The organism is Fictibacillus arsenicus (genome assembly GCF_001642935.1).
GTDB lineage: Bacteria > Bacillota > Bacilli > Bacillales > Fictibacillaceae > Fictibacillus > Fictibacillus arsenicus_B.
The window spans coordinates 501,909-518,597 of sequence record NZ_CP016761.1 but is presented as its reverse complement, the minus strand read 5'-3'; the positions used below and the strand labels follow the sequence as shown (position 1 = coordinate 518,597).

At 41.0% G+C, this 16,689-nt stretch carries 14 protein-coding genes and 2 riboswitches; all 14 genes read right to left on the bottom strand.

What is annotated here, in order from left to right:
* Nucleotides 1-680: 680 nt before the first annotated feature.
* The 14 genes from ABE41_RS02850 to ABE41_RS02785 all read right to left on the bottom strand — a co-directional run bounded on the left by ABE41_RS02850 (nucleotide 681) and on the right by ABE41_RS02785 (nucleotide 16,689).
* Nucleotides 681-1,109 (bottom strand): hypothetical protein, encoded by a 429-nt coding sequence (locus ABE41_RS02850; protein ID WP_066286335.1) that lies wholly within the window; start codon nucleotides 1,107-1,109, stop codon nucleotides 681-683.
* Nucleotides 1,110-1,275: 166 nt separating this feature from the next.
* Nucleotides 1,276-1,500 carry a hypothetical protein gene (locus tag ABE41_RS02845; protein ID WP_066286334.1) on the bottom strand — a complete coding sequence of 75 codons (225 nt, stop codon included), beginning with the start codon at nucleotides 1,498-1,500 and terminating at the stop codon, nucleotides 1,276-1,278.
* A complete protein-coding gene (locus ABE41_RS02840; RefSeq protein WP_066286333.1) occupies nucleotides 1,487-3,340 on the bottom strand; it encodes a TNT domain-containing protein in 1,854 nt (617 codons plus the stop codon). The genes ABE41_RS02845 and ABE41_RS02840 overlap by 14 nt, the downstream gene beginning before the upstream one ends.
* A gap of 140 nt (nucleotides 3,341-3,480) precedes the next feature.
* Complete coding sequence (locus ABE41_RS02835; RefSeq protein WP_066286329.1) at nucleotides 3,481-4,227, bottom strand: prepilin peptidase; 747 nt, start codon at nucleotides 4,225-4,227, stop codon at nucleotides 3,481-3,483.
* A gap of 162 nt (nucleotides 4,228-4,389) precedes the next feature.
* Nucleotides 4,390-5,688 (bottom strand): NCS2 family permease, encoded by a 1,299-nt coding sequence (locus ABE41_RS02830; protein WP_066286327.1) that lies wholly within the window; start codon nucleotides 5,686-5,688, stop codon nucleotides 4,390-4,392.
* 125 nt (nucleotides 5,689-5,813) lie between these two features.
* Nucleotides 5,814-5,915, bottom strand: a riboswitch (purine riboswitch).
* 102 nt (nucleotides 5,916-6,017) lie between these two features.
* On the bottom strand, nucleotides 6,018-7,565 hold the full coding sequence (guaA, locus tag ABE41_RS02825; RefSeq protein ID WP_066294541.1) for a glutamine-hydrolyzing GMP synthase: 1,548 nt from the start codon (nucleotides 7,563-7,565) through the stop codon (nucleotides 6,018-6,020).
* Nucleotides 7,566-7,708: 143 nt separating this feature from the next.
* Nucleotides 7,709-7,810: riboswitch (purine riboswitch) on the bottom strand.
* 40 nt (nucleotides 7,811-7,850) lie between these two features.
* Nucleotides 7,851-10,043, bottom strand: a complete 2,193-nt coding sequence (locus ABE41_RS02820) for a DUF4129 domain-containing transglutaminase family protein (protein WP_066286326.1) — start codon at nucleotides 10,041-10,043, stop codon at nucleotides 7,851-7,853.
* A complete protein-coding gene (locus ABE41_RS02815; protein WP_066286324.1) occupies nucleotides 10,030-11,301 on the bottom strand; it encodes a DUF58 domain-containing protein in 1,272 nt (423 codons plus the stop codon). The genes ABE41_RS02820 and ABE41_RS02815 overlap by 14 nt, the downstream gene beginning before the upstream one ends.
* Nucleotides 11,298-12,275, bottom strand: coding sequence for an AAA family ATPase (locus tag ABE41_RS02810; protein WP_066286322.1), 978 nt, complete (start codon nucleotides 12,273-12,275; stop codon nucleotides 11,298-11,300). Before ABE41_RS02810 ends, ABE41_RS02815 begins: the two co-directional genes overlap by 4 nt.
* Nucleotides 12,276-12,450: 175 nt before the next feature.
* The gene (locus ABE41_RS02805) at nucleotides 12,451-13,302 is read right to left on the bottom strand and encodes a manganese catalase (RefSeq protein ID WP_066286318.1); all 852 of its coding nucleotides are present in this window, start codon (nucleotides 13,300-13,302) and stop codon (nucleotides 12,451-12,453) included.
* A 257-nt stretch (nucleotides 13,303-13,559) separates the two neighbouring features.
* The gene (locus ABE41_RS02800) at nucleotides 13,560-14,108 is read right to left on the bottom strand and encodes an FAD synthetase (protein WP_253805421.1); all 549 of its coding nucleotides are present in this window, start codon (nucleotides 14,106-14,108) and stop codon (nucleotides 13,560-13,562) included.
* 19 nt (nucleotides 14,109-14,127) lie between these two features.
* Complete coding sequence (locus tag ABE41_RS02795) at nucleotides 14,128-14,964, bottom strand: alpha/beta fold hydrolase (RefSeq protein ID WP_066286316.1); 837 nt, start codon at nucleotides 14,962-14,964, stop codon at nucleotides 14,128-14,130.
* 21 nt (nucleotides 14,965-14,985) lie between these two features.
* On the bottom strand, nucleotides 14,986-15,453 hold the full coding sequence (locus ABE41_RS02790; protein WP_066286312.1) for a DUF3237 domain-containing protein: 468 nt from the start codon (nucleotides 15,451-15,453) through the stop codon (nucleotides 14,986-14,988).
* Between the two features lie 33 nt (nucleotides 15,454-15,486).
* The gene (locus tag ABE41_RS02785; protein WP_066294533.1) at nucleotides 15,487-16,689 is read right to left on the bottom strand and encodes a thiolase family protein; all 1,203 of its coding nucleotides are present in this window, start codon (nucleotides 16,687-16,689) and stop codon (nucleotides 15,487-15,489) included.

Here is a 16,689-nt window from a genome sequence, read left to right as displayed (position 1 = left end):
TCTATACTACGAAAAAGTACCACAGTTTTTTTAAGCACGTCAACGCGCTAAAATGCTTTTATAACAACAATTAAAAGGGTTTTTTGTGACTATTTTACTATAGAGATTTTTATTCGATTCTTTTCGACAAAACTCCCACTTTATACATAAGGTAATAAAACACCCTCTCTTTGGAGTTGGAAAAACTTTACTGAATGCCTATTTCCCCATTTAATAAGGGAATAAACCGAAAAATCTTTAAAAATTAAACTTGAATTACTACGCATAGGAAATAATTAACATGTAAAAAATTATATGTTTCCTAGTACTATCGTTCCTTTTTTGTGAAATAGACTAAAAAAGCAATATAATTCTGGAAATAGAAAAAACCTTAAATGTAAGTACTCATTTAAGGATTAAAAAGGTTATTAATTTAACTCAAAAGGAATGTGAAATATTAGAACTTCCTTAAATCTCTTTTGTTATTTATAATATCTTGCCAGATTGGTTCTCTTTCTTCCCAAACTTTCTCATGTTGATCTAAACGGACATTCTCTAATATATATTCTCCTTTATTAAATTGTTTAAAGCCCCAATCTAATACGTGAACGATCAAGAATCAACGGCTTATTAAGAATAAAAGTGCGTTTAACCTCTTAAAAAACAGCTTCAGACTATTTGTCTAAAGCTGTTTTTTTCTTTTAGTCTAAATAAACCGGTTCCTGTCTTTCTATAATTTCATCTACCTCATCGATAGAAATTTCTTTATCGTATACCCATGGTTCTACAAATTTAAAGTTCAACTTTTTTGCAAGTGGTTCTAGCTCCGGACCAACAGTTGATATAATAATTTTGTTATTTTTAACAACTGTAATTTTGAACTCATATCCTTTAAATTTCACATGCATTTCAACGTTATAAGTTTCTTCTAGCTCATTTTTATTAATTTTTTTCCTAAAAACGTCTTTAATCTGATTACCAACAACATTTATATAATAATCAAATCCATTTTTCAAATCCTCTGGATCTCTGCTAATAATATAGATATCCTGATTTCTTTCCTTAAGTCTAAATTCTTTGCCATTATATAACCCATAAACTCCGTTAGTTTTTAGATCATTGATTTTCAACTAAAGTCCAACCTCCTTTGCTCACAAACTTGGATGCAACATTTGTTACTGGTTTGAACATCCCACCTGCTACAGCACCGTTTGTGCCCAAGACATACAGAGAACTGCATCCTATTAAAAAACAGCTTATGGACTATAACTTTGTCTTTAAGCTGTTTTTTAATATTTATACATTTTTAATAATTTTACTAAATAAGTAATCACATGCCTCTTCTTCAGATACAAACTTTTTTAACTGTGATTTCTCTCCCCGTTCACTATAGTAAACTTCCCACAAATCATCTTCTTTGTTTAGACAATAGGCCTCATTAGGTAATCCTCCATTTAAACAATATGAATCTTTTGGTACCTTAGTATCAATTAATAATTCTTGCAATTTAGTTTTGTTCATATTTAATCACCCTTTTAAGTATGCCTTTGTTAATTAAATTTTCAACAGATTCATTAAACTCATATTGGATACCAAGCCCTGTCTCATCAAACCATGGTAATATTTTTCCTGATTGTGCTTCCACTGGTTTTGCGATTACATAAACAGTATAAGGTTTCTTATAGGTTTCTGGAGCTAATGCACGCATTTCATAAGGTACTCCATAAGGAGATACAAACGATCCTCCTTCATACCCAAAACGATCGATGATAGTTCCAGGTCTTAATGTAGTAGTTTCTGTGTTACCTAATACTCCCCTATTGGGTGGCCAATTGATTTCACCTTCGGAAGTGAAGTATTTAGGATTTAACTTTACTTGATCGTAATTTTTTTCTTCAACATTTAATATTGGATAATTGGTTTTTATTCTACGTTGTCGATCATGATATTCCCATTCTTCGCGAGACATAGTACGTTCCCCAGGTTGTGGGTTATATCCTTTTGAATTATATCCACCTTCTGAACTTCTAGATAATTGAAGTTCCATCCTCATATTGGCGGCTTTTAGAGCTGCAATTTCGTTTTCACTAAATGTCTGAGGAATACCGTTTTGTTTTAGTAAATCATATGGATTTTTCGAACTTAAGTCTGTTTCAGGTGCAGTTGTTATTTTTCCACCCTGTACTCCATCATCAGCCTTTGCTACTTTCGCGGTATCTGTTGCAAGCTCAGTCGTACTTGTAACTTGCTTAACTGATTTGTTATTCATTTGGGTTGCCAGTACTCCCGCTCCACCCAATACTACGACCGCTGATGCTGCAATAGCTGCTTTCTTTAAGTCGATATTCTTTCCTTCGAGCCAGTCACTAACTACACTTTCAGATCCCGCACTTGATGAAGCTCCGGCAACCATAGCCTTACCTTTGCTCACGAACTTGGATGCAACATTTGTTACTGGTTTGAACATTCCGCCTGCTACAGCACCGCTTGCACCCCAGATCATAGCATCACGTGCTACATCGCCCCAGTTTGGTGTTTCACCTGTAATGGCCCACTTCGCCATATGTGTGTAAACTGCAAGACCTGATCCAGCGACTGCTCCTTTCATCATACCTGGTATGATGGTACGTGCTGCAGAAGCTATAATTGGATAAAAACGGTTTCCTTTAACTGCCGCAGGAACTAAAGCTCCGAGTCTTCCCACAACAGCTGCTTTTCCGCTGCTAAGTGCTGCACGGGCGGGAGCAAGAAATTTCGCTCCCTTTGCAGCTAGTCCGATTCCGCCACCAACCATTCCAAGTCCACCCCACATGAGGCCTCCCCAGAAGCTGAAATTATCTGTAGTAGCTGCGTACAATGCATAGTTTGCAGCACCCATAACGCCCATTGTTAACGCTGCACCAGCAGAAATAACACCAGCTGCAGCTCCAAGTGTCACAACAGTAGCGATAACACCTACAATGATTAATGATTTTTCAAGCAATGAACGCTCGTTCCACCACTCTGTTGTGGCATCTACGATTTCTGATGTCTTATCACTTATGTATTCCCCAGCATCTTTTACTGTCTCAACTACAGTTTCTGTTCCTTTTTTTACTTTATCAACGACAACATCAACGGCTTTTTCCCACCAAGGACGATCATCTTCTTCCTCGCCGTTTCCGTTACCCCCTCCTCCTCCGCCACCACCGCCATTATTGTTTGGCGGATTCTTTTTTGCTCCCTGTTCAAGTGTCGGAGTTAGCTGAGATTTCGTGTAATCAATTCCTCCAGACACATTTGTGCTGGCAATCGCATGCTGTATGGGTGAGACTACTAGCATCGCAAACATCCACAATAGTACGAGCCACTTTACTTTCATTTCTTATCCTCCTGTACCGTTCAATCCTTATAATGTTTCATAATACCCCACTTTTAAAAGGATTGACTATACAGAATAGGCAATTTTTACAAGTTAGTAAAGAGGTACCCGGTCCTTTGTACTAAACACTTTATGAAGCTTTATATATAAAAATTTAGCAGTTCCAACTTGTAATAAAAAGTCCCTAACGCACCTAATGCTAAATATGGCCCAAACGGAATAGCTGTTTTTCGAGTGAACTTTTTCATCAACAAACCTATAGCCCCAACAATTAAACCAACAACAGACGCAATCATTAGTGTTAAAAATGCTCCCTGAAACCCAAGCACTAACCCCAATACACCCATCAGCTTAATGTCCCCGCCGCCGATGCCGCCTTTTGATAAAATCGCGAGCAGCAGCAGAAAACAAAATCCGAGCAAGCCGCCTGCTACAGCATCCAGCCAGCTTCTATATTCAAATACGACTTGCAGCACCAAAAACCAAACAAAAAACACGATCAATACTTTATCTGAAATAATGAAATACAATAAATCCGATACAAAAATAATGGCGCATAACAAAATGAGCGAGCATGCTAAAAGCAGCTCCACGGAGAAACCATATTTCATAAAGGAGAATGCATATAAAGCACCTGTTAATAATTCAACAACTGTATATATTATGGGGATTCGCTTTTTACACGTCCCGCACTTCCCTCCTGAAACTAAGAAAGAAACAATCGGAAACAACTCATACCATTTCAGCTGTCTTTCGCAATTGTCACACTGTGAGCGTTCAACACCCATCACCTTCATTCCCTTTGGCAAACGATAGCCGACTACTCCGCCAAATGAAGCCAGTACCGCTCCTAAAATAAAAAACCAAACGCTCCACATCGTTTCCATTTCCCCACTTCTCCTTAACACTCAATCTGCACACTATTATAATGAAGAAACTATACTTTAGCACCTTTCTTCTTTAAAGATATCGGCTCCCCACATTATTTCTTTTTCTCTAAACATAAAAAAGGAATGCCCGTTTTCGGACATTCCTGCAATTGATTCTCTCTATTCCACTAAGAATACGAAGTAACTGATAAAGATTACGAATAGCACCCACATGATCGGATGAATTTCTTTTACGCGGCCTTTTACAGTCATCGTTAATGGATACATAACAAACCCTAGTGCAATTCCTGTTGCGATGCTGTATGTGAGCGGCATTGCGATTAATGTTAAGAATGCTGGTACTGCGATTTCTAAACGATCCCATTTGATTTTGCTAAGAACAGAAACCATCAATACACCTACGATGATCAATGCTGGTGCCGTTACAGATGGCGTTACAACGACTAATAACGGTGAGAAGAATAATGCTAATAAGAACAATGCTCCTGTTACTACAGATGTGAATCCTGTACGTCCGCCTGCTGCTACACCTGAAGCTGACTCGATGTAAGCTGTTGTTGACGATGTTCCTAGAACCGCTCCGACTGCAATTGCTGATGAATCGGCAAGTAAGGCTTTACCTGCACGAGGCAGTTTGTTGTCTTTCATGATCCCTGCTTGGGAAGAAACTGCCATTAGCGTCCCCGCTGTATCAAAGAAATCAACGATAAAGAACGTTAGGACGACGATCATCATTTCTACAGTGAAAATTTGATCAAAGTGGCTGAATGCCTGGCCGAATGTTGGCGCAAGGCTTGGGATAGCCCCTACGATTTTATCAGGCTTATCGATCAAGCCAGCGAAAATACCTACAACTGCTGTAATCACCATTCCGTAGAAGATACCTCCACGGATGTTTCGGATCATCATAAGAATCGTTACGATAAATCCAAAGATTGCTAGCAACGTTGGTCCTTGAGTTAAGTCACCAAGGGACACGAGTGTTGCGTTATTTTCAGCGATGATACCTGCATTTTTTAAACCGATAAAAGCAATAAATAGTCCAATACCAGATGCGGCTGCAAATTTTAAATCTTGAGGAATTGCGTTAATGATCGTTTCGCGAATCTTAAATAATGTAATAAAAATAAAGATAATTCCAGACATCAATACTCCGGCAAGTGCAGTCTGCCAAGGAATACCCATAACTAAAACAACGGAGTATGCAAAGAATGCATTAAGTCCCATACCCGGCGCTAACGCGATCGGATATTTTGCGACGATTCCCATGAACAATGTCCCAAATGCTGCAGCAAGTGCAGTAGCTGTAAATACAGCTCCTTTATCCATGCCAGCGTCACCAAGAACCATCGGGTTAACGAACAGAATATAAGCCATCGCAAGAAATGTCGTTAAACCTGCTGTTGCTTCTTTTTTGTAACTTGTATTAAAATCCTTAAAGCCAAAATACCGTTCCATCTCTCTTTTCCCCCTATACGCGCCTACGCATTAAAAAACAAAAGACCCAAGGGACTCGCCCTTGGGTCTGAATACGAAAAGGTTAAAGAAACCGTACATATGCCAGCCAAAAAATCAACACATGCAATATTTCAATAATCCTCCGTAGTCAGACCATTTACGGCAGTCTGGTAGAAACTTTCGGGCCATATCCCCGATATTATACGTAGGAAATTCATTTGATTTTATTTACATCTTGAGTATAGGTAGAACTTTGTCGTTCGTCAAGCACTTTTCCGAATAATTATATGTTATTTTGCTATAATCGTTCGGTTTTTACTTTTTTCACCCTATTCCCACTCGATCGTTGCCGGCGGCTTAGAAGTAATATCATAAACTACTCGGTTGATGTGATTTACTTCGTTTACGATACGTGTAGAAATTTTCTCTAATACATCAAACGGGATACGAGCCCAGTCAGATGTCATTCCATCGATTGATGTTACAGCACGGATACCGATCGTGTAATCGTAAGTACGAGCATCTCCCATTACCCCAACACTTCGGATATCAGGCAACACCGTGAAATACTGCCACACATCACGATCTAATCCAGCATTCAAGATTTCTTCACGAAGGATCGCGTCTGATTCACGAACGATTTCGAGCTTCTCTTCTGTAATCGCTCCAAGAACGCGGATTCCAAGACCTGGGCCTGGGAACGGCTGACGCCATACGATATGTTCAGGAATACCAAGCTCTGTACCTACTTTACGCACTTCGTCTTTGAAAAGTGTGTTAAGAGGTTCGATAAGCTTGAACTGCATATCTTCAGGTAGTCCGCCAACGTTATGGTGAGACTTGATTGTTTGAGCTGTTGCAGTTCCGCTCTCTACGATATCAGTGTAAAGAGTACCTTGAGCCAGAAACTCGATGCCTTGAAGGTTGGATGCTTCTTCATCAAATACGTAGATGAATTCGTTACCGATGATCTTACGCTTTTTCTCAGGATCAGAAACACCTTCAAGCTTGCTTAAGAAACGTTCCTTCGCATCAACTTTGATGATGTTGATGTTAAAGCCTTCGCTGAATGTTTTCATAACTTGATCTGCTTCATCTTTACGAAGTAATCCATGATCTACGAAGATACATGTCAGCTGATCACCGATAGCCTTATGAACAAGCACGGCTACTACAGAAGAATCTACTCCACCTGACATAGCGCAGATTACTTTTTTCTCTCCCACTACTTCACGGATCTTCTGTACTTCGTCTTCGATCCAGTTTTCCATCGTCCAGTTTCCTTCACAGCCGCAAACGGACTTTACAAAGTTATCTAAGAACTCGATACCGAATTCTGAGTGACGAACTTCCGGGTGGAACTGAACGCCATATAGCTGGCGGGAAACATCACTCATTGCTGCTACAGGGCAAGACAGGCTTGTTGCATCTGTAACAAAACCTTCAGGCGGCGCAACAACAAGGTCACTATGGCTCATCCATACGACTTGCTGCTCGGGAAGGTTTTCATAAAGTTTGTTTGTATTTGTAACTGTAATCTGAGCTTTTCCGTATTCACGGTGGCTTGCACGCTCAACTTTCCCGCCAAAATGATGGCTCATAAGCTGCATACCGTAGCAGATACCAAGCACAGGGATGCCCAAGTCAAAAATCGCTTCATCACAAGCCGGTGAACCTTCTGCATAAACAGAGTTTGGTCCTCCAGAGAAAATAATTCCCTTTGGATTCATCTTTTTTATATCTTCCGCAGTTGTTGTATGCGGATGAAGCTCGCTGTATACTCCTAAATCACGGATACGGCGTGCAATCAACTGATTGTACTGTCCGCCGAAATCCAACACTACGATCATTTCGCTCATTACGTGCAAGTCATTCATTTCGTGCATGTACTCACCCCATCTATTAATGTCAGCTATAGTATCCGTCAGCTTGTCTTACTTTACACTATCAAAAAGTAAAACAAAAAGAATTCCACCCTTGTTTTGTACATAAAAAACAAAGGCAGAATTCCTTAAATAGCTATAAAGAACCCTGCCTTCATAGTCAGGTTGTTAATGGCAACCCGGTAGAGACTCTCGAACCTTATTATCGAGGATATACGAAGGAGAATATGATCTGACGCTATAATCTTAAAGACATAATAACAATGCCTTCTATAGCGGTCAAGGGCGGATTCTTTTAATTAAATTTTCCCACAATTCACGGTGGAAATCGTTCCATAAATCTGTCTGTTTTTTCGGACTGAATTGAACACCTTCATACGCTTTTGCTAAAATTTTCATGTCTTTTGTATCAAGTGCACGATCGACGTAAAGTGCGTATTCTCTAAGTGTAAATGCAGGCTGTCTTCTGATTCCGTATACTTTTAGCAGCCATAGAAGTCTTTCAAATGCTTCTTCAAACGTTTCGGAACCTTGTTTGCGTTTGTATCGCCAGATTGTATATTGACGCAGCCATTTTCTGCGGAACAAATATGCCAGTCCTGCAGCGATTAATAGTAAAATGATCAATCCTGCTGCTGCATAGCCCGCTGTTTTTAACATGGACGCAAAGCTTTTTGTTTCAGATGAAGCAGATTTTTTATCGTTTAAATCTTTTTCAGGTTTGTCCGGCTGATCAGGAACTGCTGCAGCTGGTGCAGATTCCTTCTTATCTTCTTCTGGCTGGAATGGATTATCGAAGCCGCGTGTAGGCTCAAAAGGCACCCATCCAATTCCAGAAAAGTACACTTCTACCCAAGAGTGAGCGTTTGCGTTCGTAACCGTATATTCACGAAGTCCGCCATCCCCCATACCTTCAAAAGTACCCGGCGTAAAACCTTTCACCCAGCGCGCAGGGATTCCGACAGATCTCAGTATAACGATCATCGAAGTCGAGAAGTTATCACAATACCCTTTTCTTGTTTCAAAAAGAAATTGATCAACATAATCTTCGTCATCTTCAGGTACCCCTACTTCAATCGTGTTATAACCATAAGCTTCTTTCGCAAAGTATCCTTCAACTGTCTTTACCTTATCATAGATCGTTGGCTGATCGGCTGTAATTTCTGCGGCTAAATCTCTGACTCTTTGCGGCAGCGTTTCCGGCAGCTGCAGGTAGTTATCCGTAACATACTGCGGATACGAATTCGTTGATTCTTTAAGCTGTTCTTCTTTTAATACAGGAAGCTGATAGTTCATGGAATAAGAGGACAGTTTAACTTCTCCCCCATTTTGGAATGTTGAAATTTTCCCTTTTACCCCATCTAGCTGATAAGTCGTGTCAGGATCCGCATCGATTTTCGTCAGCTTTCCAGGAATCATAAGAAACGAATATTCTTTCCCTTTTTCAGCTTCTATTCTGGCTGTGTTGTCCTCCATCTCAAGTCCTTCTTCCCAGATTTTTGTATAATCTGTCTGAGCGGAAGGCTGATTTGCATCAACCGGGACAGCCGTTGTTGGGATCTTGTTTTCCCATCCTTTGCCCGTGTAGAACTCTTTCGTTTCAATTCTCCAATAATGTCTCGCGTTATCATACGTTTTAAAAATAGGTGTATAGTCGAATTCAAACGGACCGCCTAGCTGGCTGTCGTTCTCGCCATACCCGATTTTCGCTATACCGCTGCCTTTTCCGCCTTCTCCAACGTCTTCTTTTCCAGATAAATTTTGAATGAACGGAACCGGATCAGGCCATAGTGGCGAAGCTTTAGGAGCTACATACCCCAATACAGACGACAGTGCGATTACCCCTGAAAGAGGCGCAACCCAAAGAACAGGAAACTTCCCTTTTAATAATGAAAATCCTTCAGTTTCAATAATTTTCATCATTCTTAAAATACCGATCAGCAGCAACCCGATGAATACAGTTCGTATGATTGCAAGTTTCGCATCATAAACCGTAAACGTATCAAGAATTGAAATGTAGATAACGGTAATTAAGAAAAACAAGAAGATGCGCCTCGTTTGAATCAGCCAATAGTGCATCAGATAGCTCACTAGCCATAACAATATGAAGAACAGCAATGAGCGGCTGAGCGAGGTCATTTCATTCCAGTTCTGATCTGAAAATAAAGTTAAGTTGTAACTAATATCCTCTAGCAGATACGGAACCCACTTAAATGATAAAAATACATCAAAAAAATAAAGAGAATGCAATGCGTACAGCAGGGCTCCAAGCTTTACCGGAAATGAGATCCAAAACGGAAGCTGAAAGTACGTCACGATGAACAAGAACATCGTATACATCACAAAAATGTTAATATCATCTGTGGTTGTGATATCTTTTAACGGTCTTAGCCATTCCCATAAAAGAAGGAATCCTAAACCGTAAAGGACAAGTGTATGCAGGGTTGAAGGCTGTTGTTTAGATTGTTGCATACATTCCACCTGCCTTCAGTGATTCATTAAAGTCAGAGCCGATAATCGGTGTCACCGGAACCCCGCATTGCCTGATCCGGTTCATATACGTCAGTTCCTGGCTAGTCAGCTTAGGCTCCAAAGCCAGGTAAAAGAAAATAACATTCGTTTGCTGTCTTGAAGCTATAAGTTCCAATGTTTTCATCGTGTATTCAGTTAGGTTAGGGGAGATAATCAACGCTGTCTTCCCCTCCATATGACCAATCATGTATTCCTGCTTCAAGCGTTCTTCGAAAGGTTCTTTAATCTCCGCCTTCACTTTAGCCAGTTCATGAAAGATGCGCCATTCCTGTTCAACCCCTATGTTCATCGGGATCTCTTTTCCTTTAAAAGGATGATAACCGATCGAACCGCCTTTTGAGATTGAAAAATGAACGAGAGATGCCGCAAGCGATACTCCCCGCTCGAAAAGCCAGTCGTTTGCTCCATAGCTTTTTTCGCAATGATCCAGAACAATTACAAAATCATCATTCCTCTGCTGCTCGAACACTTTTGTAAGCAGCTTATTGGACCTTGCACTCGCCTTCCAATGCAGCCAGTTCATTCTGTCACCAGCTACATAGTCACGCACACTTACTGTAGACGTGTAATCTGTAAATGATCGCTTACCAACCTTTTTCATACCGGTTTGAAGCATTTTTCCATTTTCCCAGCGTTCAATATCTTGATACTGCGGATAAACAAAAATTTGATCTTTAACCGATACACTCGTACTTTTTAATACAAAACCGAAGATGTCGCCCGTCTTCACCATGATTTGATCAAATTTAAATAACCCGCGAGGTGCTGGGTTAATCGTGTACGAATATTCCAGGCGTTTGCGGAACAAAGGAAACATCAGAATACGGGATTGAATCTGATGGGTGTTCCCTTCATAGCGGGTTTCACGAAGCAGTGCTTCCGGCAGCACGTCCTCCAATACGACGTAAAAAAGAGGGAAGTTGCTGCGGCGCGTCACCAGGATCGTAATCTCCACTTCTTCTCCAGCCATTAGTTTTTGTTTTGAAATTATACGCTCAATTTTTAGCCGCTGAATGGGATAGAACGCCATTGCAACGGAATATAAAACAAGCGGGAGAACGCTGTAGAATAAAAACCAGCTTACGAATCCGCCTTGAAACATGGCAAAAGAAAACGTTACGAGCAATAAAAATATAATCCCTGAAAACCCTATCGGTGTTTTATAACGCTCCCAAAATTTTTGGAGTAATGCCTTCATCTCGCATGCTGTTCCTTATGAATAGGTGCAGGAACACGGGCTAAAAGATCCTTGATCACCTCTTGTGCGGTTACACCTTCAAAACGGGCTTCAGGTTTTAATAGCACGCGATGCACAAGTACAAACGGCGCCAGATATTTCACATCATCAGGGATTACAAAATCACGGTTCATTAACAGTGCATAAGCTTGTACAGCTTTTAAAAGAGAAAGTGATCCACGAGGACTTACTCCTAATGCAATGGACTTGTGGTTACGCGTACGATTAACAAGATCGACAATATAGCGCTTCACAGAATCAGTTACATAAATATTCCTCACAGCCGTTTTCAGTTCAGCAATCTCTTCTGCAGAAATCGCTGGCTGTAACAAATGGATAGGGTGTTCGTTTCCGATTACGTTCAGTACATTGAATTCTTCTTCTGGCGTTGGATAACCCATTGTGAGCTTCATTAAAAAACGGTCCAGCTGTGCTTCCGGAAGCGGATAAGTTCCTTCGTACTCGATCGGGTTTTGTGTTGCCATTACTAAAAACGGGTCAGGAAGGATATGGGTTTGCCCATCTACCGTCATGCTCATCTCTTCCATCGATTCAAGTAAAGCAGATTGTGTTTTTGGAGATGTACGGTTGATTTCATCGGCTAAAATAACGTTTCCGACTAACGGACCAGGTCTGAATTCGAAGCTCATGTCCTTCTGATTATATATCGATACCCCCGTCATATCAGACGGCAATAAATCAGGTGTAAACTGAATACGATTAAATGTTAAACCAAGGGATTTTGCGATTGATCGAACCATCATCGTTTTCCCTACTCCAGGCACATCCTCAAGCAATACATGCCCTCCAGCCAACAAAGATACAAGCGTTAATTCTGTAACTTGTTTTTTACCTACCATTACTTTTTCAACATTTTTTATGACGTCTCTTAGCTGCGGATGATATTCAAATGAATTTTCGTTTCTAGCGCTCATGTAAGACTCCCCTCTAACATTTCTGTCTCTCTATTAGATAATTTTTTTCCTTCCTATTAATTTCGCATTGGAGAATGTATATTCCTTGTTTTTTTTACAAAAAAAGAGAAAATTCGAGATTGGAATATACATACAAAAAAAGTGCACTGCAAATGCAGTGCACCTAATATCTTTTTTATTCTTCATTTGAGTTTTTAAACTTCTTTCCATCCAAATCATGATGCAACGTTGGAGCGGGAATTTCCGGATTAGGGATATTCCCTAGCGGAACTGGGTCTGCTTCATAAACAAAATCCCCTGTTCCGTCTTGCGCACTTCCAGTTGCCCACAATCCTTCTTTTGATTCCTGACCTTCAGAGAGATTCCAAAACTTATAGGCTTCAGGCTGGGATTCTAATTCTGCTTCTGGCGGGAATGATGCTGGGACCACTACGCCGTTTTTCTGTTCAAGCTCTTCAATGGCTGCCATCCACTGATATTGGTGATATCGGTCACGAGCTAACATTTTTCTGAAAGCAGCACGTACTCCTTCGTCCCTCGTCATATGATACAAGCGAGCCACTTGCAAACGCCCCTGACTTTCAGCATGCAAATTTGATCTCATGTCTGCAAGCAAGTTGCCGCTAGCTACAATATAAGCTCCGTTCCAAGGTACACCATTTGAATTAGTCGGCAATCCGCCAAGACCGCTGACAAGCAAGTGCTGCGGGTTGATTCCTCCCATGATTGCTGCTGTAGCGGGATCTTTAGCAGCTTTTGCTTGGTCATCTGGAGAAGCACCATCAAGCAGCTGACTGATCATTGCACATAGCATTTCTACGTGTCCGATTTCCTCTGTTCCAATATCCATGAGCATATCCTTGTACTTTTCTTCTCCCCTGCAGTTAAAGCCTTGGAAAAGATACTGCATCATAACCGTCATCTCTCCAAATTGTCCGCCTAAAACTTCCTGAATCTGACGGGCGAGCTGAGGATCTGGACGTTCTACCTTAATTTCAAACTGCAACTCTTTTTGGTGACGAAACATATGAAACCTCCCTGATAGTTGTTTGAAAAAGCTTCAATTTTTTGTTACCCTCTTATTCACCTTTCAAACAGCTATCATAAAAAACAGGTAAGAAAGAACTAGGCTTCAATGTGCCAATGTACAAGCAATATGCAGAAAAGCCCTTATAAAAAAAGTAGAAGAAGATTGGTTTGTAGTTAGTTTGATAATAACTCCCTGAAGGAACAAGTAAAAACCCTGTCCAGTAAATGGAGACAGGGTTTTTAAATTTTTAGATTTCAAAGAATTTTTTTAAACAAGTTTCGCCCAAGAAGTTCGTTGGCGAGCTGAGCTTCTTGTTTGCACAGCAAATTTCGGATTCTTGTCGATGAAATGGTTTCGCCTTTTGAACATTTTATCGGCGGATGGGTAAAGGTTTGAAACATTGCTGAAAGGTCGGCCGCCGTCCCTCTTTTTCCTTTTCCGAAATTAAAGTCCGGTCCAACCCAAGCTTCCTGCGGATTTAATACTTTTAGCTCCTGCAGAAAAGCTTCAGGACTGCGTGAAGCGTAGTGTTCATTAAAGTCAGCTATGATCACATAATCCACCTTCATTTTTTTGATAAAGCTTATTTTTTCCCCAACATTCGTTAAAACCATTTGATTTTGAAAAAAGGCACGGGGAGGTGGATTAAAGGTGTATACGACGGAAGGGACAGCGAGTTCCTTTGCACGGTTCACTGCTCGTTCGATTAATGCTTGATGTCCTCGATGAATGCCATCAAAAGCTCCTATCGTCACGACAGACTGTTCAAGCATTAATTCATTGTTTCTAAATACCTTCATCATGGGGTTCCTCCGTTACTTTTCATTTTAGTTTAGAGAGGAATTGTTGGATTTGCTGGTTTATTTCAGGTTGGTTTTTAAAGACCATGGTGTAGTGATTACTTGGCGTTGTAACTGTCTCTATTTTCTTTGTATATTTGCATGTATCCTCATAGGACTTCTCATTAAAGAGAGGCGGTTTTTCGCCTATCTTTCCATCGGCAACTACTAATAGAGTATCGCAATCTACTTTAGAGCAGACTGATTTTGGTTCATAATCATAAAAGCTTTCAAAGTCTTCGGCTATCAGTTTAGCATCTGATTTGTGTTTCCACATACCGTTTTGTTCCTTAACCTCGTATCTTGCGTTTTCTTCTAATTCTGGATTCCATTGAATACCCAGCTTTGAATAGATAACTTTTGTTTCCTCCACATAGTCTTCAGGAGATTCATAGTCTTTGCTTAGGCGGCTTAAGGATGGCTTGATCTGGTCTCTCTGCGTTTCATCCGCTTTCCCTCCCCCATCTAAAAGGATAATCCCTTTCACCCGTGGATCCATACTTCCAACTAACGCAGAGATGTAAGCTCCCATGGAATGGCCGATCAAGATAGGGTCTTCGATATTTAAGGCATTGATGATTTGAATTACGTCACTTGCATGCTTGAAAATGGATGGAGAGTCGTCCATTGGGGAACTGTTCCCTCTCCCTCTCAAGTCTATAGAAATAAATCGGTACTCTCCAGAAAGGGTCTCGGCGTAATAATGCAGGTTTTTATGGTTTCCTGTCAGGCCATGTATGGCAAGGATAGTGCCCTTCTCTCCTGGATATTCGTTTATTTCGAATTGTTTATCCATTATGTTTATTTGATATTGCTTCATTAAGCCACCTCCCTGATCCCTTTATTTAACCGCATAAATCGAATATTGTACGCCATCTTGCAGCCTTTTTCCAACACAAATAAAGACCGTACGGTTAAGCCAGTCATATTTTTCCGATGCCGTTTCAAAAACAGGAACGGTACGGAAATAATATTCCGTCATATCTACTTCTTCTCCATCATCCAAACGCTTTAAAACTGATTGAGGTCCCGTGCGTATACCACGGTATGTCATTAAAATAAGGGCACCATCATCGGTGCGGAGCGTAATTCGGACATCCTGTATGATGGTTCCGTCCTCTCTTACTGTAATCCAGTCATCTCCGCCCGGGACCACCTCTCCTCTTATTTCTTCCCCTTCAAATGTCCCGCTTGCTACATTTATAATTCTTCTCTTGCCAACGGGGGTCTTTTCCTGAAAATGCGGAGGGTCTACTTTTAACGATAAATTAAAAAGAAATGTAAGTTCGGGAGCAGAAAATGTCTGCAATAGATCCCACTCTCCTTTCGTCTTTCGGTTAATTTATTGTACCGCCTCAATACACGCTGCGATCCCTTGCCCCATTCCAATACACATGGTCGCTAATCCTTTTTGGGCTTTACGCCTTTTCATTTCGTGGATGAGGGTCGTGACAATCCGGGCACCGCTGCATCCTAATGGATGACCGATAGCAATTGCCCCTCCGTTTACATTAACAATTGATTCTTCAAGATTTAGTTCTCTTATTGAAGCAATTGCCTGTGAGGCAAAGGCTTCATTTATTTCTGCAATTTCAATATCCCCTGTTTCCCAGCCTGCTCTGGATAAAGCCTTCCTTGACGCTGGTATTGGGCCAATGCCCATGTAATTTGGGTCGACTCCTTCGGCGGCTCCTGAAACAATTTTTGCAAGGGGCCGAAACCCTAATTCTTTTGCTTTAACGCTCGACATGACAATCAGAATAGCGGCTCCATCATTGAGACCGGATGAATTACCCGCGGTAACCGTGCCTTCCTTCTGAAAGGCAGGCTTAAGGGCTGCTAATTTTTCATAGGTTGCTTTAGATCTCGGATGTTCATCTGTATCGATAATGGTTACATTGCCTCTTTTATCGTTCAGCTCAACGGGGATTATTTCGTCCTTCCAATTGCCTTTTTCCTCAGCTTCCTTCCATTTTTTCTGGCTCCAAAGAGCAAATGAATCCTGTTCTTCTCTTGTAACATGATAGCGTTTAGCAACATTTTCAGCTGTATCTCCCAGAGAAGACAGGGAATACATTTTTTCCATTTCCGGATTTGGAAAGCGCCAGCCCAGTGTTGAATCGTACATTTCCTTTGTTCCGCGGTAAAATGCGGTTTCCGGTTTTCCTATCACCCATGGAGCCCGGCTCATGCTTTCTACACCGCCTGCGATAAAGATATCTCCTTCTTCCGCTTTAATTGCCCTTGCTGCCTGTAAAATGGCTTCCATCCCTGAACCACACAGACGATTGACTGTAACACCTGGAATTCGTTTCGGCAAACCTGCCAAAAGCAGCGCCATACGCGCAATGTTTCGGTTATCTTCCCCTGCTTGATTCGCACAACCTAGCAACACGTCATCAATGAGTTCAGGATCAAGTCCCGTTTCTTTTATTACTGTCCGCATCGTAGTGGCTGCCAAGTCATCCGGACGTATTGAAGAAAGAGTACCTCCATAGCGGCCAATCGGCGTTCTTTTGGCTGCAATGATTACCGCCTCTTTCAT

Excerpts from the sequence above, each read along its gene's own strand:
- ABE41_RS02835 (WP_066286329.1), bottom strand. The coding sequence starts at position 4,227 with ATGGAAACGATGTGGAGCGTTTGGTTTTTTATTTTAGGAGCGGTACTG.
- ABE41_RS02805 (WP_066286318.1), bottom strand. The coding sequence starts at position 13,302 with ATGTTTCGTCACCAAAAAGAGTTGCAGTTTGAAATTAAGGTAGAACGT.
- ABE41_RS02845 (WP_066286334.1), bottom strand. The coding sequence starts at position 1,500 with ATGAACAAAACTAAATTGCAAGAATTATTAATTGATACTAAGGTACCA.
- ABE41_RS02785 (WP_066294533.1), bottom strand. The coding sequence starts at position 16,689 with ATGAAAGAGGCGGTAATCATTGCAGCCAAAAGAACGCCGATTGGCCGC.
- ABE41_RS02810 (WP_066286322.1), bottom strand. The coding sequence starts at position 12,275 with ATGAGCGCTAGAAACGAAAATTCATTTGAATATCATCCGCAGCTAAGA.
- guaA (WP_066294541.1), bottom strand. The coding sequence starts at position 7,565 with ATGAATGACTTGCACGTAATGAGCGAAATGATCGTAGTGTTGGATTTC.
- ABE41_RS02815 (WP_066286324.1), bottom strand. The coding sequence starts at position 11,301 with ATGAAGGCATTACTCCAAAAATTTTGGGAGCGTTATAAAACACCGATA.
- ABE41_RS02795 (WP_066286316.1), bottom strand. The coding sequence starts at position 14,964 with ATGAAGCAATATCAAATAAACATAATGGATAAACAATTCGAAATAAAC.
- ABE41_RS02820 (WP_066286326.1), bottom strand. The coding sequence starts at position 10,043 with ATGCAACAATCTAAACAACAGCCTTCAACCCTGCATACACTTGTCCTT.
- ABE41_RS02840 (WP_066286333.1), bottom strand. The coding sequence starts at position 3,340 with ATGAAAGTAAAGTGGCTCGTACTATTGTGGATGTTTGCGATGCTAGTA.
- ABE41_RS02800 (WP_253805421.1), bottom strand. The coding sequence starts at position 14,108 with ATGATGAAGGTATTTAGAAACAATGAATTAATGCTTGAACAGTCTGTC.
- ABE41_RS02830 (WP_066286327.1), bottom strand. The coding sequence starts at position 5,688 with ATGGAACGGTATTTTGGCTTTAAGGATTTTAATACAAGTTACAAAAAA.